27 protein-coding genes are annotated in these 26148 nt (G+C 56.1%); 10 read left to right on the top strand and 17 right to left on the bottom strand.

The genetic code is table 11. The features are described 5' to 3' along the window. The first annotated feature begins 180 nt into the window (after positions 1–180). A complete protein-coding gene (locus CUN67_RS05780; RefSeq protein WP_084873567.1) occupies positions 181–897 on the top strand; it encodes an ABC transporter ATP-binding protein in 717 nt (238 codons plus the stop codon). A 5-nt stretch (positions 898–902) separates the two neighbouring features. On the opposite strand, the gene bioD is transcribed toward CUN67_RS05780, so the two are convergent. The 4 genes from bioD to bioB are packed head-to-tail and all read right to left on the bottom strand — an operon-like array spanning position 903 to position 4492. Next, on the bottom strand, positions 903–1574 hold the full coding sequence (bioD, locus tag CUN67_RS05775; protein WP_208714380.1) for a dethiobiotin synthase: 672 nt from the start codon (positions 1572–1574) through the stop codon (positions 903–905). Continuing rightward, entirely contained in the window at positions 1571–2326 is a 756-nt protein-coding gene (gene bioC / locus CUN67_RS05770; protein ID WP_208714379.1) for a malonyl-ACP O-methyltransferase BioC, read from the bottom strand. The genes bioD and bioC overlap by 4 nt, the downstream gene beginning before the upstream one ends. Beyond that, entirely contained in the window at positions 2307–3461 is a 1155-nt protein-coding gene (gene bioF / locus CUN67_RS05765; RefSeq protein WP_208714378.1) for an 8-amino-7-oxononanoate synthase, read from the bottom strand. The genes bioC and bioF overlap by 20 nt, the downstream gene beginning before the upstream one ends. After that, positions 3461–4492 carry a biotin synthase BioB gene (gene bioB / locus CUN67_RS05760; protein WP_208714377.1) on the bottom strand — a complete coding sequence of 344 codons (1032 nt, stop codon included), beginning with the start codon at positions 4490–4492 and terminating at the stop codon, positions 3461–3463. Before bioB ends, bioF begins: the two co-directional genes overlap by 1 nt. An 87-nt stretch (positions 4493–4579) precedes the next feature. Between bioB and bioA the strand changes: the two genes are divergently transcribed. Then, a complete protein-coding gene (bioA, locus tag CUN67_RS05755; RefSeq protein ID WP_208714376.1) occupies positions 4580–5869 on the top strand; it encodes an adenosylmethionine--8-amino-7-oxononanoate transaminase in 1290 nt (429 codons plus the stop codon). Positions 5870–5946: 77 nt separating this feature from the next. Here bioA and pgl read toward each other — a convergent pair whose 3' ends face one another. Next, positions 5947–6945 (bottom strand): 6-phosphogluconolactonase, encoded by a 999-nt coding sequence (gene pgl / locus CUN67_RS05750; protein WP_208714375.1) that lies wholly within the window; start codon positions 6943–6945, stop codon positions 5947–5949. A 145-nt stretch (positions 6946–7090) separates the two neighbouring features. Here pgl and CUN67_RS05745 point away from each other — a divergent pair, with 145 nt between their 5' ends. Then, positions 7091–7909 (top strand): pyridoxal phosphatase, encoded by an 819-nt coding sequence (locus CUN67_RS05745; RefSeq protein ID WP_208714374.1) that lies wholly within the window; start codon positions 7091–7093, stop codon positions 7907–7909. Between the two features lie 61 nt (positions 7910–7970). Here the strand turns inward: CUN67_RS05745 and modC are convergent, their stop codons facing one another. The 4 genes from modC to CUN67_RS05725 form a co-directional block, all read right to left on the bottom strand. Continuing rightward, a complete protein-coding gene (modC, locus tag CUN67_RS05740; RefSeq protein WP_208714373.1) occupies positions 7971–9029 on the bottom strand; it encodes a molybdenum ABC transporter ATP-binding protein ModC in 1059 nt (352 codons plus the stop codon). Continuing rightward, complete coding sequence (modB, locus tag CUN67_RS05735) at positions 9029–9718, bottom strand: molybdate ABC transporter permease subunit (protein ID WP_208714372.1); 690 nt, start codon at positions 9716–9718, stop codon at positions 9029–9031. The genes modC and modB overlap by 1 nt, the downstream gene beginning before the upstream one ends. After that, positions 9715–10488, bottom strand: a complete 774-nt coding sequence (modA, locus tag CUN67_RS05730; RefSeq protein ID WP_208714371.1) for a molybdate ABC transporter substrate-binding protein — start codon at positions 10486–10488, stop codon at positions 9715–9717. The genes modB and modA overlap by 4 nt, the downstream gene beginning before the upstream one ends. Positions 10489–10616: 128 nt before the next feature. Then, positions 10617–10772 carry an AcrZ family multidrug efflux pump-associated protein gene (locus CUN67_RS05725; RefSeq protein ID WP_208714370.1) on the bottom strand — a complete coding sequence of 52 codons (156 nt, stop codon included), beginning with the start codon at positions 10770–10772 and terminating at the stop codon, positions 10617–10619. A gap of 121 nt (positions 10773–10893) precedes the next feature. On the opposite strand from CUN67_RS05725, the gene modE reads away from it, so the two are divergent. The 6 genes from modE to gpmA all read left to right on the top strand — a co-directional run bounded on the left by modE (position 10894) and on the right by gpmA (position 17959). Next, positions 10894–11676 (top strand): molybdenum-dependent transcriptional regulator, encoded by a 783-nt coding sequence (gene modE, locus CUN67_RS05720; protein WP_208714369.1) that lies wholly within the window; start codon positions 10894–10896, stop codon positions 11674–11676. 76 nt (positions 11677–11752) lie between these two features. Continuing rightward, positions 11753–13228 carry a molybdate ABC transporter ATP-binding protein ModF gene (modF, locus tag CUN67_RS05715; protein WP_208714368.1) on the top strand — a complete coding sequence of 492 codons (1476 nt, stop codon included), beginning with the start codon at positions 11753–11755 and terminating at the stop codon, positions 13226–13228. A 612-nt stretch (positions 13229–13840) separates the two neighbouring features. Beyond that, complete coding sequence (galT, locus tag CUN67_RS05710) at positions 13841–14884, top strand: galactose-1-phosphate uridylyltransferase (protein ID WP_208714367.1); 1044 nt, start codon at positions 13841–13843, stop codon at positions 14882–14884. Beyond that, positions 14885–16033, top strand: a complete 1149-nt coding sequence (gene galK / locus CUN67_RS05705) for a galactokinase (protein ID WP_208714366.1) — start codon at positions 14885–14887, stop codon at positions 16031–16033. Then, positions 16027–17061 carry a galactose-1-epimerase gene (gene galM, locus CUN67_RS05700; RefSeq protein ID WP_208714365.1) on the top strand — a complete coding sequence of 345 codons (1035 nt, stop codon included), beginning with the start codon at positions 16027–16029 and terminating at the stop codon, positions 17059–17061. Before galK ends, galM begins: the two co-directional genes overlap by 7 nt. Positions 17062–17206: 145 nt before the next feature. Then, positions 17207–17959 carry a 2,3-diphosphoglycerate-dependent phosphoglycerate mutase gene (gene gpmA / locus CUN67_RS05695; protein ID WP_084873550.1) on the top strand — a complete coding sequence of 251 codons (753 nt, stop codon included), beginning with the start codon at positions 17207–17209 and terminating at the stop codon, positions 17957–17959. Between the two features lie 159 nt (positions 17960–18118). Here gpmA and aroG read toward each other — a convergent pair whose 3' ends face one another. Further along, on the bottom strand, positions 18119–19171 hold the full coding sequence (gene aroG / locus CUN67_RS05690; protein WP_208714364.1) for a 3-deoxy-7-phosphoheptulonate synthase AroG: 1053 nt from the start codon (positions 19169–19171) through the stop codon (positions 18119–18121). 294 nt (positions 19172–19465) lie between these two features. On the opposite strand from aroG, the gene CUN67_RS05685 reads away from it, so the two are divergent. Continuing rightward, the gene (locus tag CUN67_RS05685) at positions 19466–19822 is read left to right on the top strand and encodes a YbgS-like family protein (RefSeq protein ID WP_208714363.1); all 357 of its coding nucleotides are present in this window, start codon (positions 19466–19468) and stop codon (positions 19820–19822) included. A 49-nt stretch (positions 19823–19871) separates the two neighbouring features. Here CUN67_RS05685 and CUN67_RS05680 read toward each other — a convergent pair whose 3' ends face one another. From CUN67_RS05680 to CUN67_RS05650, 7 genes are all read right to left on the bottom strand, one after another. Then, positions 19872–20891, bottom strand: a complete 1020-nt coding sequence (locus tag CUN67_RS05680) for a C45 family autoproteolytic acyltransferase/hydolase (protein WP_208714362.1) — start codon at positions 20889–20891, stop codon at positions 19872–19874. A gap of 19 nt (positions 20892–20910) precedes the next feature. Continuing rightward, positions 20911–21633 carry a glutamine ABC transporter ATP-binding protein GlnQ gene (gene glnQ, locus CUN67_RS05675; RefSeq protein ID WP_208717076.1) on the bottom strand — a complete coding sequence of 241 codons (723 nt, stop codon included), beginning with the start codon at positions 21631–21633 and terminating at the stop codon, positions 20911–20913. 2 nt (positions 21634–21635) lie between these two features. Beyond that, entirely contained in the window at positions 21636–22292 is a 657-nt protein-coding gene (glnP, locus tag CUN67_RS05670) for a glutamine ABC transporter permease GlnP (RefSeq protein ID WP_208714361.1), read from the bottom strand. 51 nt (positions 22293–22343) lie between these two features. Beyond that, entirely contained in the window at positions 22344–23096 is a 753-nt protein-coding gene (glnH, locus tag CUN67_RS05665; protein WP_208714360.1) for a glutamine ABC transporter substrate-binding protein GlnH, read from the bottom strand. A 152-nt stretch (positions 23097–23248) separates the two neighbouring features. Then, positions 23249–23800, bottom strand: coding sequence for a carboxymuconolactone decarboxylase family protein (locus CUN67_RS05660; RefSeq protein WP_208714359.1), 552 nt, complete (start codon positions 23798–23800; stop codon positions 23249–23251). Between the two features lie 2 nt (positions 23801–23802). Further along, entirely contained in the window at positions 23803–25140 is a 1338-nt protein-coding gene (locus CUN67_RS05655; protein ID WP_208714358.1) for an aspartate aminotransferase family protein, read from the bottom strand. A 133-nt stretch (positions 25141–25273) separates the two neighbouring features. Next, positions 25274–26131: a MurR/RpiR family transcriptional regulator gene (locus CUN67_RS05650; protein ID WP_208714357.1), complete on the bottom strand. Its 858-nt coding sequence runs from the start codon at positions 26129–26131 to the stop codon at positions 25274–25276. Positions 26132–26148 lie beyond the last annotated feature (17 nt).

The raw sequence follows: 26148 nt of genomic DNA, 5'->3' as shown, positions 1-26148 counted from the left end.
CCGTCACTGATGCATTTTTCATCGCATCGGCAACCTGGCCTGAGAATTGCAAGTTTGTCGAGAGAGCATTTGTAGCAACTCACTGATGGTGAGAGTGGCAATGATGAATCGTGTTTGACTGTTTGCCAGACGACACAGAGCGGAAGCATTCAGGCTAATTATCTGGAAGGAGAATGTCAGATGCTGAGTTTACGTTCGGTGAATCAGTTTTACGGTCAAAACCATATTCTGTGGGATGTGGATTTGGATCTGCCACCCGGCACCTGCACAGGCGTGCTGGGAAGCCCGGGGATGGGAAAAACCACGCTGGTCAATTGCATTATGGGACGGCTGCCGATCAATAGCGGTTCGATGACGTGGCAGGAAGATGGCTCGCCGCCCGAAAATTTATTGCTGCAACCGGCAGAACAGCGCGCACGGATGGGCATTGGCTATGTGCCACAGGGGCGTCACATTTTTTCGCAGATGAGCGTGGAAGATAACCTGCTGATTGCACTGATGGCAGCACAGGATGAACGCAGCCGCGCTATCCCGGAAATGGTGTTTGATTTGTTCCCGGCGCTCTATTCACTGCGTCACCAGCGCAGTGGCGAGCTGCCGATGGATCAGCAACAGCAGCTGGCTTTGGCGCGTGCGCTGGTGCTGCAACCGAAGCTGTTAATCCTCGACGAACCGACCGAAGGGATGTCACCCTGGCTCGAAGAGGAAATGGGCAACTTAATCCGCCGTCTTAACCGTGATTATGGCCTGACCATCCTGCTGCTGGAGCAACATGTCTCCTTTATTCGCCGCGTCGCTGACTACTTTCTGCTGCTGCATCGGGGTCGTAACGTGGCGCAGGGCAAAGTGGCACAGCTGGATGATGTCACCATCAACAAGTGGCTGACGGTGACCTGAGGTTTTTACTGTGGCAGCGTCAGGAAGCGACCACACTCTGCCTGCTGTGCGTCATCCGTCAGGTACGGAATTTCGCCGAGGCAGGGTGCATCAATACGCTGACGCAGCGTGGCCAGATACTCCTGGTGACGTTTCCCCGGCGGCTGAATATCATTGGCAATCCAGCCAGCCAGCGGTAAACCACTGGCACGCACCGCAGCGGCCGTCAGCATCGCATGGTTGATGCAGCCAAGCTTAATTCCCACCACCAGAATCACCGGCAGTTGTTCAGTAATCACCCAATCCGCATAGGTCTGGGTAGCTGACAACGGGGTAAACCAGCCGCCCGCGCCCTCCACCAGCACCCATTCCGCCTGTTGTTCCAGCTGGCGCAACCCGGCAGACAGTTGAGCAAAATCAATCGGTCGCCCCTCTTCCGCACTCACGATATGTGGAGAGGTAGGTTCGATAAACGCCAGCGGATTAACCTGCTCATAACGCAACGCCAGCGAACTGTAACGCTGCAAGGCGAGCGCATCGCTGTTACGAATTCCCTCACTGGTGACCTCACAGCCAGAAGCCACGGGCTTGTAGCCTGCTGTCGTCAATCCGGCAGCACTGGCCGCCTGCAACAGCGCCCCACTGGCCACCGTTTTTCCCACTTCGGTATCGGTGCCCGTTATAAACCAGCGTTTCATGGTGTTAATACTCCAAACATCAGGTGATAACTGAGGCGATAGCCCGCCTCATCCTGCGGCCAGACCTGCTCCAGCCTGGCCAGTTGTGCCCGCGTCAGCAATCCTCCCGGCCGCCCATCATGCAAATGGGTCGCACCAATGCCTTTCAATGAACGCATCGCACTGAGCGCGCTGGGAAAATGCAGCGTGATGGTCTGCTGCGTGTGATTTAGCGCGAGATCATGAGTGGCCGCGGCAATCTGCGCTGCGCTGAGGAAACGGTTGGCGTGCTGACGCCCATCCAGCTGCGCCCAGGCCTGATGCACCTCGTGCAGCGAACCCGCCAACAGCGTGGAAAATAGCACCGTGCCGCCCGGTCGGGTGACGCGTAAAAACTGCTGCAAAGCGGTGCGCAGATCGCTGCTCCACTGCACCGCAAGATTGCTCCACACGCCATCGACACAGGCATCCGGCAGCGGTAATGCATCAATATCACCCTGCACATAATGCTGCGCCGAGTGCTGTGTCGCCGCACTCGCCAGCATGTCTGGCGACAGATCGAGCGCGGTGACTTCGCGTCCACGATCGCGCCAGTAACGGCTGTACCAGCCCGTACCGCATCCGGCATCCAGCAAATGTGGACCAAACCCCGCCGGAGCCAGTGCCAGCAACGCATCGCCGCTCTGACGTTGCAGCTCGGCATGCTGTTCGTAATGCTGCGCAGCACGTCCAAACGCCTGCGCAACCGCCTGTTTATTGACCTGCAGCGTCATACAGCGCCTCCAGCAGACGATCAATATCATCCGGGCGATGCGCAGCGGTTAAGGTGACGCGCAACCGTGCAGTGCCCGGCGGGACGGTAGGCGGACGAATGGCGCTGACCCAGCAACCCGCCGCCTTCAGTTGCTGTGATAACGCCAGCGCTGCGCTATTTTCACCCACCAGCAATGGCTGAATAGCGCTGGACGACGGCATCAGTTGCCACGGCAGATCGGCCGCACCGGCGCGAAAACGGGCGATATTGGCGTGCAGGCGTGCACGCAATTCATCACCCTGTTGAATTTGCTGCAATGCGGCCTGCAACGCGCAACATTGCGCCGGTGGCATCGCTGTGGAGTAGATCAGATGACGGGCAAATTGCTCAACATAGTCGGCAGTGGCGTCATCGCACAGCAATGCCGCCCCGCTGACGCCGAAGCCTTTGCCAAAGGTGACGATCAACAGTTCCGGCCGCACCTGCTGCTGCCAGCAGCTGCCACGCCCCTGTGCACCGGTTACGCCGATACCGTGCGCATCATCCACCAGCAGCCAGCCACTTGCATGCCGCGTAGCCGCAGCGATCTCCGCCAGCGGTGCGCTGTCGCCATCCATGCTGAATATCCCCTCTGTCACCACCAGCGTGTTGCCTTCAACCGGCGTTGCCAGCAGCTTTGCCAGGCTTTGCGGCTGGTTATGGGCAAAACGCCGCAGCAGTGCCGGACTGTGGCTGGCGGCATCCAGCAATGAGGCGTGCGCCAGCTTGTCTGCAAGGATGCGATCCGGTTTCTCTGCCAGCAGATGGATCACCGCCTGATTAGCGGCAAAACCGGAGATAAACAGCAACGCTCGCCGATAGCCCAGCCAGTCAGCCAGTTCCTCTTCCAGCCGTGCATGATGGCGGCTGTAGCCGGTGACATGACCCGATGCCCCTGCCCCGGCACCCGACTCCGCGGCCCCCTGCTGCCAGGCGGCAATCACCGCCGGATGCTGGCTCAGGCCGAGATAATCGTTACTGGAAAAGTGACAATAGCGCTGCCCGGCGACCGTCAGTTCGCGCACGTTGTTGTGCTCAACGCGCACGCGCTGACGCCAGCCATCAACGGCGCGCCGCTCAGCCAGCGCCTGTTCGATGCGTTGCGACCAGCTCATTACACCGCCGCGTTGTAGAACTGCGCGGTATCGGCGTGCAGCAACTGTTCACTCAGCTGATACTGCTGCTCGTTGTCACCGGCGGTGGTAGCGGTATGCTCCGGATTCAGCCCCAGTTTACGGAACAGAATCAGATCTTTGTCCTCTTCCGGGTTCGGCGTGGTGAGCAGCTTGCAGCCGTAGAAGATCGAGTTCGCCCCGGCCATAAAGCACATCGCCTGGGTCTGTTCGCTCATCTGCTCGCGACCTGCCGACAGGCGCACATGAGAAGATGGCATCATGATGCGCGCCACGGCGATGGTGCGGATAAAATCGAATGGCTCCACATCATCGTTGTCAGCCAGCGGCGTACCTTTGACCTTCACCAGCATGTTGATTGGCACACTCTCCGGCGGCGTCGGCAGGTTTGCCAGCTGCACCAGCAAACCGGCGCGATCTTTCACCGTTTCACCCAGACCAACGATGCCGCCTGAGCAAACTTTGATTCCGGCACCACGCACTTTATCCAGCGTATCCAGGCGTTCCTGGTAGCTGCGCGTGGTGATGATGTTGCCGTAAAACTCTGGCGAGGTGTCGAGGTTATGGTTGTAGAAATCCAGTCCGGCATGGGCCAGACGCTGTGCCTGGCTGTTGTCGAGCGTGCCGAGGGTCATACAGGTTTCCATGCCCATCGCCTTCACGCCCTGCACCATTTGCTCCAGATAAGGCATATCGCGCTCATGGGGATTTTTCCACGCCGCTCCCATACAGAAGCGACTGGAACCGGCCGCTTTGGCTTTGCGTGCCGATTCCAGTACCGCTTCCACTTCCATCAGCCGTTCAGATTCCAGACCGGTTTTGTAGCGCGCGCTCTGCGGGCAATATTTGCAGTCTTCCGGGCAGGCACCGGTTTTGATCGACAGCAGCGTACTGACCTGCACCTGACGCGGGTCGAAATGTTGACGATGTACCTGTTGCGCCTCAAACATTAGCTCAAGGAAAGGTTTATCGAATAGTGCCTGGGCTTGTGCCAGTGTCCAGCGATGTGCCATTGCTTTGCTCCAAAAAAAGGGTTCATCCCGACGATTAACGTGGTTATACTTGTAAACTATATTTTTTATTTTTGGTTTACAACACCTATGTTCACTCAGGACGACCTCGATTTTGATCGCCGCCATATCTGGCATCCCTATACCTCGATGCACGATCCGCTGCCCTGCTACCCGGTGGTTGAGGCGCACGGCTGCCAGCTCCAGCTGGCTGATGGACGCGAACTGGTGGATGGTATGTCGTCCTGGTGGGCCGCGATTCACGGTTATAACCATCCGCGCCTCAACCAGGCGATGCAGACGCAAATCAGCCAAATGTCACACGTGATGTTTGGTGGTATTACCCACCCGGCCGCCGTGGCGTTGTGTCGTCAGTTGGTGGCAATGACGCCCGAGTCGCTTGAATGCGTGTTCCTCGCCGATTCAGGTTCGATCGCCGTTGAAGTGGCGATGAAAATGGCGTTGCAATACTGGCTCGGGTGCGGCGAAACCCGGCAAAAATTCCTCACCCTGAAACGCGGTTATCACGGCGATACCTTTGCCGCGATGTCGGTGTGCGATCCCCACAACTCAATGCACAGCCTGTGGCGCGGTTATCTGCCGGAGCATCTGTTCGCCAACGCACCACAGCTGGGGTTTGACGAGACGTGGCAGGAGGAGGATTTCGCTGATTTTGCCCGTCTGGTGGAGCAGCATCATCAGCAGATTGCGGCGGTGATCCTCGAACCTATTGTGCAAGGTGCAGGTGGCATGCGTTTTTATCATCCGCGTTATCTGCAACAGGTGCGTGAACTGTGCGATCGCTACGGTTTGCTGCTGATTGCTGATGAGATCGCCACCGGATTTGGCCGCAGCGGAAAATTGTTCGCCTGTGAACATGCCGGGATCACACCGGATATTTTGTGTCTGGGGAAAGCGCTGACCGGCGGCACCATGACGCTCTCCGCCACCCTGACCACCCGCGAAGTGGCGGACACCATCAGCCGTAGCGCGGCAGGCTGCTTTATGCATGGCCCGACCTTTATGGGTAATCCGCTGGCCTGCGCGGTCGCAGTCGAAAGTCTGACGATGATTAATGAGGGCCACTGGTCAACACAGGTGCCCGCCATTGAGCAGCAGCTGCGTGCGGCGTTGTTGCCACTGCGCAACCATCCCGCCGTCGCGGATGCGCGCGTGCTGGGAGCTATTGGCGTGATTGAGACCCACCAGGCGGTGGATATGGCCGCGCTGCAACAGTTCTTTGTCGAGCGTGGTGTATGGATACGTCCGTTCGGACGCTTAATTTATCTGATGCCGCCGTATGTGATTTCCGCCGCCGAACTGACGAAACTCACCGACGCGGTGCGTGATGCGCTGGATTTTCCGCATCATTTCCAGTGATATAAAAACAGCGCGATAAATCGCGCCGCTACAAAAACATGCACCGCCTGTCGCGGTGCAATTTATCGCGCAAGCACTTAATCCAACTGGTGAATCACCACCCACATCGGGCCTTGTCCAACCGCATAGCGCGCCAGCGGCGTCAGCAAACCACGATCGTCGCTGATTTTGTACACTTCGATATGGTGAGATTTCTGGCCCGCCGCCACCAGGTAGTTGCCGCTGTGGTCGATGTTAAAGCCACGTGGCTGAGTTTCCGTCGGCTGGAAGCCTTCAAGGGTCAACAGCCCGCCGTCTTCGCTGACGCTGAACACCGTAATGATGCTGCTGGTACGGTCGCAGGCATACAGGAAACGGCCATCTGGCGTCAGGTGGATATCCGCTGCCCAGCGGGTGCCCGTGAAATCGGCAGGCATCATGTTCAGGCTCTGCACGCGTTCCACTTCGCCATGCGCATTGCTTAAGGCCCAGACGTCAACGGTGCTATCCAGCTCGTTCACGCAATAGCTGTAGTCGCCGTTCGGGTGGAACGCCATATGACGCGGCCCCGCCCCTTCCACCGTCGTCACCTGCGCTTGCGGGCGTGGCGTCAGAGAACCATCGCTGTTCAGCTGGAACAGGCAGATGCGGTCCTGCTTCAGCGCCGGAACAAACAGTGTCTGATTTTTCACATCAATATTGGCGGAGTGACAGCCATCCAGCTCGCCAATCACCTGGCTCGGGGCCTGCGGCAAACCATCGCTGCCAATCGGGCTGACGCTGACACAGGCATCGTTGTAGGAACCGCAGAACAGGTAGTTGCCGGGACGGTCGGTGGAGATATGTGTCGGGCTACCTGGCAGTGGGGCTTCACCCGCTTCGCTGAGCGAGCCATCAGCGGCGATGCGGTAGGCCAGCACACGGAAATTCGGACGCACGCCGACATAGAGGAAATCTTTCTTCGGGCTGACCACCATCGGCTGCACCTGACCGGCAACATCCGTCACCTGCAATAACGTCAGCACGCCATCTTCCTGTAACTGCCAGGCATGGATTTGCTGGCTCTCGGGGCTGGCGGTATACACGACTTGTTTCATGCGTTCTCCTTGTTCGGCTTGCTGAAAGGGTATCACTGTAGCGCGTTTCATTTGGCCGCGCTGGAATCATTTGTGCCCTGTTTTTTGTCTCAGAGCTGTTGCCCGGTGTAGACTGTTTACTTTGTAACTCCAGACGGAAAGAGTAATGAGCTACCGCGTAATCGCCCTTGACCTCGACGGCACCCTGCTGACCCCGCGTAAAACTATTCTGCCTGAATCCCTTGAAGCGCTGGCCCGCGCACAGCAGGCTGGCGTCAAAGTGCTGATCGTCACCGGTCGTCACCATTGTGCCATCCACCCTTTTTATCAGGCGCTGCAACTGGATACACCCGCAATCTGTTGCAACGGCACCTATTTGTATGATTATCAGGCAAAAAAAGTGCTGGCGTCCGATCCGCTGGAAAAATCACAGGCAGTACGCGTGATTGAAATGCTTGATGAGCAGAACATTCACGGCCTGCTGTATGTTGATGACGCGATGCTTTATCAGCAGCCGACCGGCCATGTCACGCGTACCCTCAACTGGGCAGAATCGCTGCCACCGCAACAGCGTCCGACCTTCCTGCACGTACCCAGCCTGGTACAGGCAGCGCATGATGCGCAGTCGATCTGGAAATTCGCCTTGTCCCATCCTGACACGCGCGCATTACAACAATTCGCTGAGCAGACCGAAGCCGAACTGGGGCTGGCCTGTGAATGGTCGTGGCACGATCAGGTGGATATCGCCCAGCGCGGCAATAGTAAAGGTAAGCGTCTCGCGCAATGGGTGGAAAGCCAGGGTCTGAGCATGAAAGATGTGCTGGCGTTCGGTGATAACTACAACGATCTCAGCATGCTGGAAGAAGTGGGGCTGGGTGTGGCGATGGGCAATGCCGACGACGCAATTAAAGCGCGCGCCGGCAAGGTGATTGGCACCAATCTGGAGCCCGGCATTGCCGAAGTGATTTACCAGGAAATTCTGTAATTCGCGACGTCATAACATCCGCGCGATAAATCGCGCCGCTACAAAGGCATGCATTTGCACCTTACGCGGTTATCGACACGCTTTTAATCTGGGCATACAGCCACTGATCTGGCCGGATGCCCAGCTCATCCCGCGCCCACGGCGAGATTCGCGCCCACAACTCGCTGATGCCGATGCGCAGCTTCACCTCCACCTGATCGTCAATCTCCAGTAACTCCACCACTTGCGCGGGCAGGATATTGCGGATCGAGGTGTTTTGCGGCGGTTGTAACGCCAGCGAGACATCGGCAGACGCAATGCGAATGCGCAACACGGTTTTCAGCGGCTGATTAACCCGGCTGACCCAGATATGTTGATCGCCAAGCGACAATGCGGTCATCGGGTAATCGGGATGCTGCTCCAGCACCTGCACCCGCAGCACGCTGGTGCGCTCGCTCACCGGCAGCCACGGACGCATGGCCGCGCTGCTCCATACCTTCTCCAGCGAACCAAAGGCTTTCACTTTGCCGCTGTCCAGCACCAGCACGTTATCCGCCAGTTGCAGGATCTCGTCGAGGCTGTGCGATACATACAACAATGGAATATCCACCTGCTTCGCCAGCTTTTGCAGATAAGGCATCAGCTCACGTTTGCGCGGCAGATCGAGCGAAGCCAGTGGCTCATCCATCAGCAGGATATCCGGTGCGGTCAGCAGTGCACGGCCAATCGCCACACGCTGTTTCTCACCCCCCGACAGAGAAGACGGCGCACGGCGCAGCAACGGTTCCAGGCCCAGCAGCGCCACCAGGCTATCAAACTGCGGCTTCATCGCGGCCGCCATGCCATATTGCAGATTGCCGCGCACGCTGTAATGCGGGAACAGGCGAGCATCCTGAAACACATAACCGATGCGGCGCTTTTCAGGCGGCAGGTTCAGGCTGGAATCGGCATCAAACAACAGCCGCTCGTTCAGTTTGATGTGCCCACGTTGTGGCTGCGTTAAGCCACCAATGGCATTAATCAGCGAGGTTTTACCGGCACCAGAAACACCAAAAATAGCGGTGATGCCCTTGCCAGGAATATCGACATCCACATCCAGCTGGTGATTGCCCAGCTGCTGGGAAAAATTAAGTGTCAGCATTACACCCCCAGCCGCTTACGGCCCCAGCGTGCCAGCAGCTCCGATGCCACCAGCGACAACAGCGCCAGCAATATCGCCACCGCACACAGCCGTACGGCGGCATTTTCCGCCCCGGGCGTTTCAATCAGGGTAAACATCGCTGACGGGATGGTGCGGGTTTCGCCGGGAATATTGGAGACAAAGGTGATAGTGGCACCAAATTCGCCCAGCGAGCGGGCAAAAGCCAGTACCGTGCCGACAATAATGCCGGGAAAAGTCAGGGGTAAGGTGATGGTGAAAAATACGCGCCAGCGCCCCGCCCCCAGGGTGCGCGCCGCCTGTTCCAGCCGGGTATCGACGCCTTCCAGCGCCAGGCGAATCGCCCGCACCATCAGCGGAAACGCGATCACCGCCGCGGCAATCACCGCACCGCGCCAGCTAAAAGCAAAACTGATGCCGAACCAGTCATACAACCATTGGCCAATAAAGCCACGGCGTCCGAGGGAAATCAGCAGCAGATAACCCACCACCACCGGTGGCAGCACCAGCGGCAGATGGATCAGGCTATCCAGCAGGGTTTTGCCTGGAAACTGGCAGCGCGCCAGAATCCAGGCCATCAGGATGCCAAACGGCAGGCTGCACAGCACCGCCACGCAGGAAACTCTCAGGCTGAGAAACACCGCCTGCCATTCAGGATCACTCAATATCATTTCTTCGGCGTAAATCCATACTGTTTAAACACTGCGGCGGCTTCCGGCCCCTGCAAATATTTGTAGAAGGCCTCAACCGGCGCGCGCTGATGTTCTTTGACAATCGCCATCGGATATTCCACCGGTTTGTGGCTATCTTCCGGGAAACGACCGACAACCTGGACTTTATCACTGGCTACCGCATCAGAACCGTACACGATGCCGTAAGGCGTTTCATTACGTTCTACCAGCGCCAGCGCAGCACGCACGCTATTACCGGGTGCCAATACCGGCGCTAAGGTGTCCCACGCGCCCAGCTTCTGTAAGGCTTCTTTGGCGTAAATCCCGGCCGGTACATGATCCGGATCGCCCACCGCCAGACGCTCGCCTTTCAGCAGGCTTTTCCAGTCGGTTTTTTCATTGATAGTGACGGCTTTGGCGCTGTTGCTGCGCGGAGCCACCAGCACCAGGTCATTGCCCAGCAGGGTATAGCGCGTGTTGTCGATCACGCTCTTTTTCTGCACCGCATCATCCATCCACTGCTGATCGGCAGAAATAAACAGATCCGCTGGCGCGCCCTGTTCAATCTGGCGAGCCAGCGTGGACGAAGAAGCGAAGGACGACACAATTTCAACGCCGGTTTGTTTCTGATATTGCGTGCCAATTTCCTGCAACGCATTGGTCAGTGAAGCCGCAGCAAACACGGTGATTTTATCTGCGGCCAGTGCCGGTCCGGTCAGTGAGAAAGACAGAACGGCAACGGCACCCCAGCGGTAATGTTTTGATAGCATTTTTATCTCCTTGTTACGTTATATACTGAATACTACAACGCAAGGTTTGATGCTGTCATGAGCTTTATATCGGCAGGATTTGATGGAAGTTAAGGACAAAACGCCCGCAAGATGCGGGCGCTGGAAAATCAATGTGAGCTGTTGGCGGAACGATCTTCGCGACGGCCAAATTTAGAGATGACGTTAAACACTTCGCCGAGGCCGTAAATCAGGCCCAGCATGATTGCCATAACAATCGGCACCATAATCACGGCGACGGCCAGGCTTTTTAGCAGTTCCAGCATGGAAACCTCACGCAGAAAATAAAAAAGTGATTGTAACGTCCAGGGAATAAAGTGCCATGCCCTTTTCGTGCTTTTACTTTAACAGCTGATTAGAATCGACAAACTAACCTAAGGAGCTGACATGCAAGCTGAACTCTCTCTTCATATTCGTCTGCAACAAAAGTTGTTTGCCGATCCACGTCGTATTGAGCTGCTGAAGCGCATCCAGGAAACCGGCTCCATTAGCCAGGGGGCAAAACTGGCGGGTATCAGCTACAAAAGCGCCTGGGATGCCATCAACGAAATGAATGGGCTGGCGGATCAAACGCTGGTGGAACGCGCTACCGGTGGCAAAGGCGGCGGCGGTGCGCAGCTGACGCGTTACGGCGAACGTCTGATTCAGCTGTTTCAGCTGATGGAGCAGATTCAGCAAAAAGCCTTTGATGTATTGAAGAATGACAGCCTGCCCCTCGATAGCCTGCTGGCGGCGATTGCCCGTTTCTCGTTGCAGACCAGTGCACGCAACCAGCTGTTTGGTACGGTACTGACGCGCGATCATCAGCAGGTTCAGCAGCATCTTGATGTGCTGCTGAGCGATGGCGTCACCCGTCTGCAAGTGGCACTCACCCAGCGCAGCGCTGAGCGTCTACAGCTGGAAAACGGCAAAGAAGTGCTGGTGCTGATCAAGGCCCCGTGGATTCACGTCAGCCACGCGGCCAGCGGCGGAGATAATCAGCTGGCTGTGCAGATCACCGCCATCGAACCCGGCGATCAGGTGAGCGAAGTACTGATGGCGTTACCGGGGGGAGAAATCCTTTGCGCCACCGTCCCCAACAGCGAAGTGACGCAGCAGAATCTGCAGGCAGGCGATAACGTCACCGCCAGTTTTAATGCAGAACACGCCATCATCGCCACACTGCTCTGAAATCCTGGCCATGATTTGACTTCATTGGCAGCGGTCGCTACAACTGAGTGACACGATGCATAAAATGGAATAAATCATGGCTTCATTGCAAATTTCGCAAGGCACGTTTCGTCTTAGCGACACCCGAGTGCTGTCCCTCAACGATTTAACCCTCAACAGCGGCGAAAGCTGGGCCTTTGTCGGTGCCAACGGCAGCGGCAAGTCTTCGCTGGCGCGTGCGCTGTCAGGCGAGCTGCCAGCGGGCAAAGGCAGCGTCAGCCATAACTTTCAGCGTCCAACGCGTTTATCGCTGGAGCAGTTACAAAAGCTGGTGACCGAAGAGTGGGAGCGCAATAACACCGATTTGCTCAGCGAAGGTGAAGATGACACCGGCCGTACCGCCGCGCAGATCATTCAGGATGAAGTGAAGGACGAAGCACGCTGCCAGGCACTGGCGCAGCAGTTTGGCATCAGCTATCTGCTCGACCGCCGTTTCAAATATCTTTCCACCGGCGAAACCCGCAAAACTCTGCTGTGCCAGGCGCTGATGGCGCAGCCGGACCTGTTGATCCTCGATGAACCCTTTGATGGCCTGGATGTGGCATCCCGCGCCAGCCTGGCACAAACCCTGAGTGACCTGCATCAGCAGGGTTACACCGTCGTGCTGGTGCTGAACCGCTTTGATGATATTCCTGATTTTGTTCAGCAGGTGGGCGTGCTGGCGGAATGTACCCTGACACACGTTGGCGAGCGCCGCGCGATTCTGGCGGAAGCCCTGGTGGCGCAGCTGGCGCACAGCGAGAAGCTGGAGGGGATGGCGCTGCCGGAAGCCGATGCGCCTGACCAGTTGCCACCGCTGGCAGATGATGCGCCACGCGTGATTCTGCGCAACGGCGTGGTGTCCTATAACGACAAACCGGTGATTAACGGCCTGAGCTGGCAGGTGAATCCTGGCGAGCACTGGCAGATTGTCGGACCGAACGGCGCAGGCAAATCCACCCTGCTCAGCCTGGTGACCGGCGACCATCCGCAGGGTTACAGCAACGATTTAACGCTGTTCGGCATCCGGCGCGGCAGCGGAGAAACCATCTGGGACATCAAACAACATATTGGTTATGTCAGCAGTAGCCTGCATCTTGATTATCGCGTCAGCGTGAATGTGCGCACCGTGATTCTGTCGGGTTTCTTCGATTCAATTGGCCTGTATCAGGCGGTGTCCGATCGACAAAAATCCCTCGCGCGCCAGTGGCTGGCTTTGCTGGGGATGGATAACGCGCTGGCCGATGCGCCCTTCCATAGCCTGTCGTGGGGCCAGCAGCGGCTGGTGCTGATTGCGCGTGCGCTGGTCAAACATCCCGCGTTGTTGATCCTGGATGAACCGTTGCAGGGGCTGGACCCGATCAACCGCCAGCTGGTACGCCGCTTTGTTGATGTGTTGATTGGTGAGGGGCGCACCCAGTTGCTGTTTGTTTCGCACCATGCCGAGGATGCGCCGCAGTGCATCACGCATCGTTTGAGTTTTGTGGCGCAGGATGATGGTGGGTATGGGTATCAGCAGGAGTCATTAAGGTAAACCGTGCGGTTTGGCTCCAGGAAGGTTCCGTCCGCCAGCAGCGGTTTAACTCTGAGAAGGTTCCGCCCGCCTGAAGCCCATCGCATAAAAACAAACAACAACAGAAAAACCCCATAAAATCATCGCTGGTGCAGCGGTGGGGTGAGCGCCATCCGGACTCGCTGAGCGCGGGAACGATTCCAGGATGAGCCGCATGGATGCGGCGAAAGGCGGCGTTGAGCAGGAGCGAATCGACGCCGGTCCGTCGGAAGCGTGAGTAAGCGAAGGGACCGCGAAGCGGCGAGGAAGGCGGCGCAAGGCCGGGGAATGCAAAGGGGACGGCCAGGTCCCCTTTGCTCGGTCGCCGCACCGGCGAACTGAAACTACCAGTGCCCAAGCGAACGAAACCCGCCCGGTAGCAACCCACCCCGAAGCAATCGGAACCCTCAATGTAACCGTTACCATTTCACCGCCCACTTATTCAGCAAACGTAGCGGATAAACCCACAAAATGAGAATCGTCACCTTGTGTAAACGATACCATTTATCCAGACTGGATCACGCTTTCACTCTGGCCTTTGTGCTACTTTGATCGAAGTCATTTTTATCTGTTTGTTTTTTACCAGGATCACACATGGAAAAATTTAACCCGGTCGATCATCCGCATCGCCGTTACAACCCGCTGAGCGATCAGTGGGTATTGGTTTCGCCACATCGTGCCAAACGCCCGTGGCAGGGCGCGCAGGAAACACCGGCACTGGAAAAACTGCCGGCACACGATCCCGATTGCTTCCTCTGCGCGGGTAACACCCGTATCACCGGTGATAAAAACCCTGATTATAAAAGCACCTACGTCTTTACTAATGACTTTGCCGCCCTGATGACCGACACGCCGGACGCCCCCGAGAGCGACGACGTCCTGATGCGTTGCGAAAGCGCACGCGGCACCAGCCGGGTGATCTGCTTCTCGCCGGATCACAGCAAAACCCTGCCGGAGCTGCCGCTCAGCGCGCTGGAAGATATCGTGCGCACCTGGCAGGAACAAACTGCCGACCTCGGTCAGCACTACCCGTGGGTGCAGGTATTCGAGAACAAAGGTGCGGCGATGGGCTGTTCCAACCCCCATCCGCACGGCCAGGTCTGGGCCAACAGTTTTTTACCTAACGAAGCGCAGCGCGAAGATGAACATCAGCGCCGTTACTTTGCCGAAAAAGGCACGCCGATGCTGGTGGACTACGCCGCACGTGAACTGAAAGATGGCAGCCGCACGGTGGTGGAAACCGATCACTGGCTGGCAGTGGTGCCCTGGTGGGCAGCATGGCCGTTCGAAACGCTGTTGCTGCCAAAAGCACACGTAAAACGCCTCACCGATCTTTCTGACGCCCAGCGTAAAGATCTGGCGCTGGCGATCAAACTGCTGACCAGCCGTTACGACAACCTGTTCCAGTGCTCCTTCCCCTACTCAATGGGCTGGCACGGCGCCCCCTTTAATGGTGAAGCCAACGAACACTGGCAGCTGCATGCTCACTTCTACCCGCCGCTGCTGCGATCAGCAACGGTACGCAAATTTATGGTTGGCTATGAAATGCTGGCCGAAACCCAACGTGATTTAACGGCAGAACAGGCGGCAGAACGCCTGCGTTCTGTCAGCGATGTCCATTTCCGCGAGGCGCAATAAATGTCATTAAAATCCATTACACAACAGACCTTCGTTGAGACATTTGGTTATCAGCCGAGCCACAGTATTCAGGCACCAGGCCGCGTAAACCTGATTGGCGAACACACCGACTATAATGATGGTTTCGTGCTGCCCTGCGCTATCGATTATCAAACCGTGATTGCCTGCGCCAAACGTGATGACCGCCAGGTCCGTGTGGTTGCGGTGGATTATGACAACCAGCAAGACAGCTTCTCGCTGGATGCGCCGATTGAGCCAGTAACCGAGCCGATGTGGGCCAACTATGTGCGTGGCGTGGTGAAACATCTGCAAAAACGCGATGCCAGCTTCGGCGGCGTGGATATGGTGATCAGCGGAAACGTACCGCAGGGTGCAGGCCTGAGTTCATCTGCGTCGCTGGAAGTGGCGGTCGGCACCGTATTCCAGCAGCTGTGGCAGTTGCCGCTCGATGGCGCCGCCATTGCGGTGAACGGTCAGGAAGCGGAAAACCAATTCGTTGGCTGTAACTGCGGCATCATGGATCAGCTGATCTCCGCGCTCGGTAAACAGGATCACGCCATGCTGCTGGATTGCCGTACCCTGGGCACCCGCGCGGTTTCCATGCCTGCCGATGTGGCGGTGGTGATTATCAACTCCAACTTCCGTCGCACGCTGGTGGGCAGCGAATACAACACCCGCCGCGAGCAGTGTGAAACCGGTGCACGCTTCTTCAACAAACCGGCGCTGCGCGACGTCACGCTGGAAGAGTTCGCAGCCGCAGAGAGCCAACTCGATCCACTGGTCGCCAAACGCGTGCGTCATGTGATCACGGAAAATGCGCGCACGCTGGAAGCCGCCGATGCCCTGAGCGCGGGCGATCTGACCCGTATGGGTGAGCTGATGGCGGCCTCGCACGCATCAATGCGTGATGATTTCGAAATCACCGTGCCGCCGATTGATCAATTGGTGGAGATCGTCAAAGCTGAAATCGGGACGCGCGGTGGTGCGCGTATGACCGGCGGCGGTTTTGGTGGCTGTATCGTGGCGCTGATGCCAACCGATCTGGTGGATCAGGTCAGGACAGCGGTGGATAAACAATACGAAGCCAAAACCGGTATAAAAGAAACCTTCTACGTGTGCAAAGCTTCTGAAGGAGCGGGCCAATGGTAAATGATGTGCAATCACATGCACCGGACGGACAACCGTGGCGGATTACCGTATTACGCAATCGCAACGGCATGGTAGTGACTTTTATGGACTGGGGCGCGACCTGGCTCTCAGCGCGAGTGCCGATGCAGGATGGCAGCGTGCGTGAGGCGCTGCTCGGCTGCGCCACGCCGTCCGATTATCTGCATCAGGACGCCTATCTCGGCGCGACGGTAGGCCGCTATGCCAACCGTATCGCCAACGCCACGCTGCAACCGCTGCATCTGGCGTTGGTCGCCAATCAGGGTAAACATCAGCTGCACGGCGGACCGGAAGGATTTGATAAGCGCCGCTGGCAAATTCTCAGCCAGAGCGAAACCGAGGTGCATTACCGCCTCAATTCGCCCGATGGCGATCAGGGTTTCCCCGGCAATCTGATTGCGGATGTGCGCTATCACCTCGATGACGACAATTGTCTGTCGATCCAATACGAGGCCCACACCGATAAGCCCTGCCCGGTTAACCTGACCAACCATGCTTACTTCAACCTTGACGCGCATCATGGTGATGCACGCCAGCATCGCTTACAACTGCTGGCGGACCGTTATCTGCCGGTCGACAGTGAAGGCATCCCCAATGCACCGCTCAAAGCGGTGGAGGGAACCAGCTTCGATTTTCGCCAGCCGAAAACCGTGGCCGATGACTTCCTCGCCGATGACGATCAGAAAGCGGTAAAAGGTTATGACCATGCGTTTCTGCTGAATACCGCAGGTGACAGCAGCCAGCCCGCGGCCCGACTGTGGTCGGCTGACGGCAAACTGGAGCTGAGCGTATTTACCGCTGCCCCGGCGCTGCAGTTCTACTCCGGCAACTATCTGGACGGAACACGCGCCCGTGAGCAGGGAAGCTATACTGCTTTCCAGGGCATCGCCTTAGAAAGTGAATTTTTACCGGATTCGCCCAACCATACTGAGTGGCCACAGCCGGATTGCTGGCTGCAACCTGGCGACAGCTGGCAGTCTGTGACGCGTTACCGCCTCACCCCGCACTGATCAGCAGGCTGAAAAACGCGCACTGCGTCGTGGACAGGCTTACGCAGTGCGATGTTTTCCGCTATGGTATGGCGCTATTAGTGAGCCGCTCAATCAGGTGGCCGCCGCCGGTTTCTATAATCATCAAGCATTAAGGAGTTAAGCTATGGCCGTAACTAAGCTGGTTCTGGTGCGCCACGGCGAAAGCCAGTGGAATCAGGAAAACCGCTTCACCGGATGGTACGATGTGGATCTGTCCGATAAGGGTCGCACCGAAGCCAAAGCAGCCGGTCAGCTGCTGAAGAAAGAAGGTTTCGTATTCGATTTTGCCTACACTTCCGTGCTGAAACGTGCCATCCACACCCTGTGGAATGTACTGGATGAGCTGGATCAGGCCTGGTTGCCGGTAGAAAAATGCTGGCGTCTGAACGAGCGTCACTACGGTGCGCTGCAGGGTCTGGACAAAGCAGAAACCGCCGCTAAATATGGTGACGATCAAGTAAAACAGTGGCGTCGTGGCTTTGCCGTGACTCCGCCGGAACTGGATCGCAGCGATGAGCGTTTCCCGGGCCACGACCCGCGTTATGCATCACTGACCGATGCGCAGCTGCCGACCACCGAGAGCCTGGCGCTGACCATTGAGCGCGTTATTCCTTACTGGAACGACAGCATTCTGCCGCGCATTAAGAGCGGTGAGAAAGTGATCATTGCAGCACACGGTAACTCCCTGCGTGCGCTGGTGAAATACCTCGACAACCTGAGCGAAGATGAAATCCTCGAACTGAACATCCCGACTGGCGTACCGCTGGTGTATGAGTTCGACGAAAACTTCAAACCAATCAAACGTTACTATCTGGGTGATGCTGACGAGATCGCTGCGAAAGCCGCAGCCGTCGCTAACCAGGGTAAAGCGAAATAAAAAAATAAGGCCAGACGCAAGTCTGGCCTTTTTGTTTCCCGTGCACCTGAATTGCGCGATAAATCGCGCCGCTACAAATAACTGCACGCTGTCGTAGCGGCACGATTTATCGCGCAAAAAAGGCGGCGCAAGGCGAACGAATCCACCTCGCAGAGAGACTCAACCGCGGCGTTGTTTAACCGCCTGCGCCAGCTGACGCAGCACTTTATCAGTGTCTTCCCAACCGATGCAGGCATCCGTGACACTTTTGCCATACACCAGCGGTTCACCGCTTTCGAGACTCTGATTACCTTCCACCAGGTTACTCTCCAGCATCACACCGGTAATGCCGTGCTCGCCACCCGCAATCTGCTGCGCAACATCTTCCGCAACCACCATCTGGCGCTGGAATTGTTTGCTGCTGTTGGCGTGGCTGAAGTCGATCATCACCTGCGGCGTCAGGCCCGCTTTTTCCAGCCCGGTTTTTACCGCCGCCACATGATGGGCGCTGTAGTTCGGCTCTTTACCACCACGCAGAATGATATGGCAATCTTCGTTACCGCTGGTTTCGACAATCGCCGAATGACCATATTTGGTGACCGACAGGAAACAATGCGGCGCGCTGGCAGCATTGATGGCGTCAATCGCCACTTTGATGGTGCCATCGGTGCCGTTTTTGAAACCAACCGGGCAGGACAGACCGGAGGACAGCTCACGATGTACCTGTGATTCGGTGGTACGCGCACCAATCGCGCCCCAGCTCATCAGATCAGCCACGTATTGCGGCGTGATCATATCGAGGAATTCGCCAGCAGCGGGCAAGCCGGTGTCATTAATATCCACCAGCAGTTTACGCGCCAGACGCAGGCCATCATTAATCTGGAAGCTGCCGTCCATGTAAGGATCGTTAATCAGCCCTTTCCAGCCCACCGTGGTGCGCGGCTTTTCAAAGTAGACGCGCATCACCACTTCCAGCTCGCCGCTCAGCTCATCGCGCAGCTGCAGTAAACGTTCTGCATACTCTTTTGCCGCCGTGGTGTCGTGGATCGAGCAGGGTCCGATGATCACCAGCAGACGATCGTCTGCACCATGCAGAATACGGTGAATAGCCTGACGGGCTTTAGCAACGGTTTGTGCCGCATTATCGGTTGCAGGAAATTTCTCCAGCAGTGCAACAGGAGGCAATAACTCTTTGATTTCTCGAATACGTAAATCGTCGTTCTGGTAATTCATGCTTATTCCATTCAATTTCTGGCCCGGCGCGCGCCGGACGCAACCCGTCCAATGTAGCCCGTCAGGCAACAGCTGTAAATTGTCCGCGCGGGGAAAGGGTATAAGCGAAATTTGCATTTATGCGGTTTTACACTAGACTTTTAATAGTAAGCACTGAGTAATAAGTCACTTTCATTATTTATATTCAGACGACAAATCTTCGATGGAATTATATTCCGTCGGGGTGCTTTGTTTTCGTCAAACCGCACCATCGGGTTTCAGACGGCGACTGTCACTCAATACAGGAGCATAACGATGAATAAGTTTGCAATTATCTTTCTGACGGCAGCAATGACTCTGGGCAGCAGTGCTGCAATGGCGGCTTCTGAGAATAACGGTACCACCAATCAGGCGGCCGATGCCGGTGCGGCAGCAGGTGGCGCAAAACAGAATCTGCCGCCAAATAAAGTCGATAACAGTAAGATTAATAACACGGACACCAATACCAATAGCGCAGCCACCTCAGGTGGCAGCAGCAGTAATATGTCTGCCAGCGAAGTGAATAAAAATAGTCAGTGTAAAGACGGTAAATGTCCGGATATAAATAAAAAAGTCAAAACCCAAACCGGTAGCGATGACGTCAATAGCAAAACTGACGGCACCAGCCAGTAAATGACTTTTTTATCAGGCCGTCATCCTGCCGGATGACGGCATTTCACTGTCAGCTCACCCTGCCCTGCCACGCAGCCTCATCCCTGTCGAGACCGAACACCTGCCAGTCAACACGCTTCGCACCAAGGGTGAACACCGCGGTTGCCAGCGTGTTTTCATCGTCCGGGTCCTGCGGCGAGAGTCGATAAATCGGCAGCTCAGCATCATGCTGATCCGACAAAATCGCCCGTGCGGCATCCGCATCCAGCTGCGGCTGGCTAGCCAGCCAGGCGATCAACCGGCTCTGGCGTGAGGCGGAGCTGGCGGTGATCACCTGCTGCACATCGGCCATCACTGGATGAATCAGATGATTGGCGTGCCCCATCGTCGCTGTCACCTCAACCACCGAGCAACCTGAGCCAGTGGCTTCAACGCTAAGCAGGCGATGATCCCCCATCTGGCCCAGCGTATGGTGGAAGGCACCCGCGCGTGAATGGGTGGTCAGTTGCAGCACCGCTTCGTCCAGCGTGCTGGCATTGAGCGCTGCACGGGCCAGCACCTGGCGGGGTAAACCCATAGGGCGATGCTGCGCCCGGATGTTGTTGACCGTGTTGACGATGCCCTTCTCATTAACAGCAAAGGTATGGCCGGGAATGGAGCCGGGATAGGCGAAGCTGGTAAAGCCCAGTCCTTCATCCGGTGTGATGCTGACCAGCGCACAATCATCACGCAGCTGGGGGAAACCATCCTCGTTATGGGCGATAAGTAACTCCCCGGTCGGGGTGCAGCCCGCCACCGTGGTACAACCATCCGAGGTGGAACGGACTAAATCGCCACGGCAGTTCCAGGCAAAGACTTCTTCGACAGAAGCTGCCAGCCCCTGCGCCATGCCCTGCAACTCCTGCCAAATCAGCGGATATTGCGCCATCACCGTCGCGCGCATCGTCTGCAACTGTTCAGACCCTTGCATGGCGACCACGGTTTGCCACAGCCGGGTTTGCGTCAGCTCCCGATGCCAGGCATCACGACCAAACTCGCCCAACTGTTGACCGATGGCAAAAGCGGAACCACTGATTGCGATTTTTTTCATGGTGTTCATTCACTTATGTTCAGGAAACGTGCTGCAAAAACTCTTTCAGGCGCGGATTGCGGCTGTTATTCAACAGGATATCAGGTGGCCCATCTTCAGCAATGGTACCGCCATCAATAAAAATCAGTCGCGATGCCACATCACGGGCAAAACCGATCTCATGGGTGACGATAACCATCGTCATTCCCTCATCCGCCAGTGAGCGCATCACCTTCAGGACTTCATGGCGCAGTTCCGGATCGAGCGCTGAGGTTGGCTCATCAAACAACATCATTTTCGGCTTTACTGCTAACGCACGGGCAATGGCAACGCGCTGCTGCTGGCCGCCGGATAACTCCGAGGGATAGTGATTCGCACGCTCACGTAAACCGACGCGATCCAGCAGCGCCAGCGCCTGTTCACGCGCCGCCGCTTTGCTCTGCTTACGCACGCGAATCGGGCCGAACATCACATTCTCCAGCGCCGTCAGGTGCGGAAACAGGTGAAACTGCTGAAACACCATTCCCGCTTCGCGCCGGATATCGCACTCGTTGGCGTGCGGATCGGTAATATGCATGCCCGCCACCAGCAGGGTGCCGGATGAAATCTCTTCCAGCTTATTGATACAGCGCAACAGCGTCGATTTTCCCGATCCCGACGGACCGATAATCACCACCACTTCCCCAGCTTCAATTTTTAAATTGATATCGTGCAGCACCTGGGTCGCACCGAAATGCTTCGACACCGCATTGAATTCAACCATGCTCATAAAATATGGATCCTTTTCTCCAGTTGCTTCAGCAGGAAGCTCAGGCACAGCGTCACCAGCAGATAAATCAGTGCCACTGCGGTCCACACTTCCAGCGCACGGAAGTTTCCGGCAATAATTTCCTGCCCCTGACGCGTTAATTCAGCCACACCAATCACGATAAACAGTGACGTGTCTTTAATGCTGATGATCCATTGGTTACCCAATGCCGGAATCATACGACGTAACGCCAGCGGCATAATGACGTACCACAACGTGCGACGCTGGGATAAACCCATCGCCAGACTGGCTTCTTTAAAACCTTTATTAATCGATAAAATGGCACCGCGAGTAATTTCCGCGATATACGCGCCAGAGTTGATAATAATGGTAACAATCGCAGCAGTCACCGGATCGATACGAATGGGCAGTACCATCGGCAAGGCGAAGTAAATAAACATCACCTGCACCATAATCGGTGTACCACGAATAAGCTCAACGAAAATTAACGATATCGTTTTAGATACCCGGCCACCCAGGGCACGACAGGTGCCTGCCAGCAAACCAATAACAAAACCACCTAACAAACCCGTCAGTGAGATAATGAGTGTCAGCTGTAATCCCTGTAATAATAACGGCAGGGATTCCCATATATATTTTGTTTCGAAATTCATAGTTCGACCAGATTGTCTCAATTCAGGCCGGTAAACACCGGCCTGATGGGATTATTTAGGTTGTTTATCAAACCACTTCACGTAGATCTTGTTGTAGGTGCCATCGGCGCGCAGTGCCTGCAACGCGGCATTGACTTTCGGTGTCCAGCTGCTGTTTTTCTGCATCGCAAAACCATACTGCTGCGGCAGAATGCTGTCGGTTTCACCGGTCGATTTCACTTTGCCATCTCCGGCGGTTTTCACGTAGTACAGCACGTTGGGGGAGTCATGTACCACGGCATCCAGATTACCCGCCTGCAAATCGAGGTAGGCGTTGTCGATATTCGGGAATTCAACGTAGTCGGCTTTATATTTGCTTTTCATAAAGCTGGCAGCAGCAGTGCCTTGTTTCAGCCCCACTTTTTTACCCGCCAGATCGCTGAATTTGGTGATGCTGTTATCGCCGCTTTTCACTGCGATTAACAGATCAGCGTTGTAATAACCCTCGCTGAAATCGACCACCTGTTTTCTGGCATCAGTGATGGTGATACCTGCCATCGCCACATCCAGATTGCGTGATTGCAGACCCGGAATTAATCCGCTGAAATCCATCGGACGTAATTCATAGCTGACATGCATTTTCTGCGCGATGGCATTCCATAAGTCGATATCAAAACCGACATATTTATCGCCTTGCTTGAATTCAAAAGGAACAAATGCGGTATCAACACCCACCACTAATTTATCCTGGGCCATCGCAGCAAAGCTCGCGGAACAGGCAACCAGTGCCAGTGTGACTTTTAATTTATTAAAAAATGCAGACATAATAACCCTCGGCGTCAGTGAAACTGCAGGCAGTAGCCTTCGTGCAGCGCAATGAATCATTGCGCTACCAATTAAAGTTAATGTTATTCAGCACGGGGAATAAGAGCGCAACACAGGCGTTATCTGTCGGCTCTTATTTTCGAGTGAACCACTTATGCGGGGATAATAAAATCCCGGGTGTCGGGTACCGGCGTCTGTGCACCGTTCATGATCATGGAAAGAAAACTGTAATAACCGTTAATGCCGATCAGATCGACCACACCTTTTTCGCCCCACAAGGCGATGGCCTGTTGCCAGGTGTCGTCCTGCACCTTTTTCTGCTGATGCAGCTGCTGACAAAAGTGATACACCACCCACTCGTCATCCTGCAAATCATCAGGCAGACGTAGTTCATTAATCGCCTGCACCGCGCGGGCGGAAATCCCCTTGTCACGGGCGATTGAGGCATGAATGGCCCACTCCACCGGCTGTGACCAATGGCGCGCGGTGAGCAGAATCGCCAGTTCCGACAGACGCTGACCCAGCGCGCTACGGTAGCGCAGATATTCACCCATCCGCTGCGCATGGGCCATCAACTCCGGGCTGCGCAGCAGCGGTTCAAACGGCGGCAGCAATGCGCCGCGTGGTCCGTTGATAATCTCTTCGGCCAGCTGGCGTTGTTCATCGCTCCATTGATGTTCGGCGAGCGGAGGTAAACGATTCATGATTAACGCCCCGCCAGCTTGCACGTTTCTGTGCTGATCACCTGCTGCAAGGTCTCCACCACAAAATCCAGTTGCGGACGGGTGATGATAAACGGCGGTGCAATCAGGATATGGTCGCCATATTGCCCATCAAGGGTGCCGCCCATCGGATAGACCATCAGGCCACGTTCCATACATTGCGCTTTAATCGCGGCATGTAACTTCAGCGCCGGATCGAACGGGGTTTTGCTGCCCTTATCCTGTACCAGCTCCACGCCCGCAAACAAACCACGCCCGCGTGTATCACCCACGTGCGGCAGTTCTCCCAGCACGTCGCGCAGCGCCTGATGCAGATACGCACCCTGCTGCTGTACCTGCTCCAGCAGGTTATCGCGCTCAATGATTTGCTGCACTGCCAGCGCCGCCGCTGCCGCCGTGGCATGGCAGATATAGGTGTGACCGTGCTGGAACAGGCCGCTTCCCGCCTGTAACGCCGCAACAATCTTTTCACTCGCCAGCACCGCGCCAATCGGCTGATAACCGCCACCTAAACCTTTGGCGATGGTGACAATGTCCGGCACCACACCATCCTGCTCGAAGGCATGCAGGGTGCCGGTGCGCCCCATACCGCACATCACTTCATCGGCGATATACAGGATGCCGTATTTGTCACACAGGCGACGCACGCCCTGGAAGTAGCCCGGCGTTGGCGGGGTGGCCCCGGTGGTCGCACCCACTACGGTTTCCGCACAAAAGCCGATAATTTTCTCCGGCCCGGTAGCCAGAATCGCCTCTTCGATTTCATTCAGCAGACGCTGAGTATATTGCTGCTGGCTTTCGTCATCGCAACGATCGCGGTACTCGTTACAAGCTGAGACACGCACCACATCCATCAGTAACGGCGCAAACTGACGGCGACGCCATTCATTGCCGCCGACGGCCAGCGCACCGAGCGTATTGCCGTGATAGCTCTGCTTACGGGCAATAAAGGTGGTGCGCTCCGGCTGACCAATCTCAACAAAATACTGGCGCGCCAGCTTCAATGCGGTTTCGACTGCTTCGGAACCACCAGACACAAAGTAGGCATAGTTCAGGTCACCAGGCGCAGTGCGCGTCAGTTGCTCAGCTAGCTGCTCGACGGTTTCGCTGGTGAAAAAGCTGGTATGGGCGTAAGCCAGTTGATCAATCTGGCGGTGCATCGCTGCCAGAACCTCGGGGTGGCTATGCCCGAGACAGGAGACAGCCGCTCCCCCGCAGGCATCAAGAAAACGCTTACCACTGACATCTGTGATGTAAGCCCCCTGGGCGCTCACCGCCACGGCTGGCGTGGTACGAAGGCTGCGGTGAATGATCTGACTCATGCTCTTTTCCTGCTCCTGAAAACGCTTGCGCGATAGATTGAAAGCATCTTGCATGATCCATTTGAATCACGTCAACGCAAATATGATACAAATGCATTGTATTTTCTTATGATGGAAACAAATGGATCGCGCGTCAGGATTTACCGGGAATCACGTAGGCACCTGAATCAATCAGATAGCGTTCCGCGCTCTCGATTTTGCTGACCGCTTCACGGCCATGTCGCGCCACCAGCATTGCCAGCAGGCATTCCGCCAGCCCCATGCCGGAAACCACTGAAGGGAAGAATGAGGGGCTATCAATGGAAAACAGTAACGTACAATCCGCCGCCTGCGCCAGCGGTGACACCGGAGAGTCGGTAATGGCGATAATACGCGTACCTGCCTCCGTTGCGGCATGCAGCACATCCAGTGATTCACGCGAATAAGGGGCGAAGCTGGTCAGCAGCACGCAATCTTTATCGGTCAGCTCGCGGGTAAAGACTTCGATATTGCTCGCCAGCCCGTCAATCAACGACACCTGACGATTGAAAAGCCGGTAAACATAAAACAGCGACCAGGCGATGGGAAAGCTGGCGCGAAAACCACAGATATAGACGTTTTCGGCCTCGTCCAGCAGGGTGACGGCCTGCTGCATCGCCTGCTGATTTTCTGTCTGAGTGAAGGCCAGATTGGCCTGATGCGCCAAAAACACATCTTCATACAGCGCAGGCTGCGTCCCTTTGGCGATCAGTTTTTCCGCTTTGGATACATATGTATCATTGCGTAAACCCAGATCGTCAATCATGGCGTTTTTCAATTCTCCCCAGCCATTAAAGCCCAGACGCTGCGCCAGACGCAGCAGCGTGGCAGGCTTAACGCCGCCTTCTGCAGCAAAGGCGCGCATCGATAACACCACCAGTTTATTGGCATGTTGCAGTGAAAACTCGGCGGCACGCTGTAACTCTGGTGAGAGCAGGCTGAACTGGCTGACAATATTTTCCCGAAGATTCATGGCGTTTCGTCGTTATT

It is taken from the genome of Pantoea cypripedii, assembly GCF_011395035.1.
GTDB classification, from domain to species: Bacteria; Pseudomonadota; Gammaproteobacteria; order Enterobacterales; family Enterobacteriaceae; genus Pantoea; species Pantoea cypripedii_A.
Note: the sequence above shows the minus strand (reverse complement) of the source record. Positions and strands in the feature narration are given on the sequence as shown.

Bases quoted from the DNA above. Each gene is read 5' to 3' on its own strand.
- CUN67_RS05780 (WP_084873567.1), top strand. From the start codon at position 181: ATGCTGAGTTTACGTTCGGTGAATCAGTTTTACGGTCAAAACCATATT.
- bioD (WP_208714380.1), bottom strand. From the start codon at position 1,574: ATGAAACGCTGGTTTATAACGGGCACCGATACCGAAGTGGGAAAAACG.
- bioC (WP_208714379.1), bottom strand. From the start codon at position 2,326: ATGACGCTGCAGGTCAATAAACAGGCGGTTGCGCAGGCGTTTGGACGT.
- bioF (WP_208714378.1), bottom strand. From the start codon at position 3,461: ATGAGCTGGTCGCAACGCATCGAACAGGCGCTGGCTGAGCGGCGCGCC.
- bioB (WP_208714377.1), bottom strand. From the start codon at position 4,492: ATGGCACATCGCTGGACACTGGCACAAGCCCAGGCACTATTCGATAAA.
- bioA (WP_208714376.1), top strand. From the start codon at position 4,580: ATGTTCACTCAGGACGACCTCGATTTTGATCGCCGCCATATCTGGCAT.
- pgl (WP_208714375.1), bottom strand. From the start codon at position 6,945: ATGAAACAAGTCGTGTATACCGCCAGCCCCGAGAGCCAGCAAATCCAT.
- CUN67_RS05745 (WP_208714374.1), top strand. From the start codon at position 7,091: ATGAGCTACCGCGTAATCGCCCTTGACCTCGACGGCACCCTGCTGACC.
- modC (WP_208714373.1), bottom strand. From the start codon at position 9,029: ATGCTGACACTTAATTTTTCCCAGCAGCTGGGCAATCACCAGCTGGAT.
- modB (WP_208714372.1), bottom strand. From the start codon at position 9,718: ATGATATTGAGTGATCCTGAATGGCAGGCGGTGTTTCTCAGCCTGAGA.
- modA (WP_208714371.1), bottom strand. From the start codon at position 10,488: ATGCTATCAAAACATTACCGCTGGGGTGCCGTTGCCGTTCTGTCTTTC.
- CUN67_RS05725 (WP_208714370.1), bottom strand. From the start codon at position 10,772: ATGCTGGAACTGCTAAAAAGCCTGGCCGTCGCCGTGATTATGGTGCCG.
- modE (WP_208714369.1), top strand. From the start codon at position 10,894: ATGCAAGCTGAACTCTCTCTTCATATTCGTCTGCAACAAAAGTTGTTT.
- modF (WP_208714368.1), top strand. From the start codon at position 11,753: ATGGCTTCATTGCAAATTTCGCAAGGCACGTTTCGTCTTAGCGACACC.
- galT (WP_208714367.1), top strand. From the start codon at position 13,841: ATGGAAAAATTTAACCCGGTCGATCATCCGCATCGCCGTTACAACCCG.
- galK (WP_208714366.1), top strand. From the start codon at position 14,885: ATGTCATTAAAATCCATTACACAACAGACCTTCGTTGAGACATTTGGT.
- galM (WP_208714365.1), top strand. From the start codon at position 16,027: ATGGTAAATGATGTGCAATCACATGCACCGGACGGACAACCGTGGCGG.
- gpmA (WP_084873550.1), top strand. From the start codon at position 17,207: ATGGCCGTAACTAAGCTGGTTCTGGTGCGCCACGGCGAAAGCCAGTGG.
- aroG (WP_208714364.1), bottom strand. From the start codon at position 19,171: ATGAATTACCAGAACGACGATTTACGTATTCGAGAAATCAAAGAGTTA.
- CUN67_RS05685 (WP_208714363.1), top strand. From the start codon at position 19,466: ATGAATAAGTTTGCAATTATCTTTCTGACGGCAGCAATGACTCTGGGC.
- CUN67_RS05680 (WP_208714362.1), bottom strand. From the start codon at position 20,891: ATGAAAAAAATCGCAATCAGTGGTTCCGCTTTTGCCATCGGTCAACAG.
- glnQ (WP_208717076.1), bottom strand. From the start codon at position 21,633: ATGGTTGAATTCAATGCGGTGTCGAAGCATTTCGGTGCGACCCAGGTG.
- glnP (WP_208714361.1), bottom strand. From the start codon at position 22,292: ATGAATTTCGAAACAAAATATATATGGGAATCCCTGCCGTTATTATTA.
- glnH (WP_208714360.1), bottom strand. From the start codon at position 23,096: ATGTCTGCATTTTTTAATAAATTAAAAGTCACACTGGCACTGGTTGCC.
- CUN67_RS05660 (WP_208714359.1), bottom strand. From the start codon at position 23,800: ATGAATCGTTTACCTCCGCTCGCCGAACATCAATGGAGCGATGAACAA.
- CUN67_RS05655 (WP_208714358.1), bottom strand. From the start codon at position 25,140: ATGAGTCAGATCATTCACCGCAGCCTTCGTACCACGCCAGCCGTGGCG.
- CUN67_RS05650 (WP_208714357.1), bottom strand. From the start codon at position 26,131: ATGAATCTTCGGGAAAATATTGTCAGCCAGTTCAGCCTGCTCTCACCA.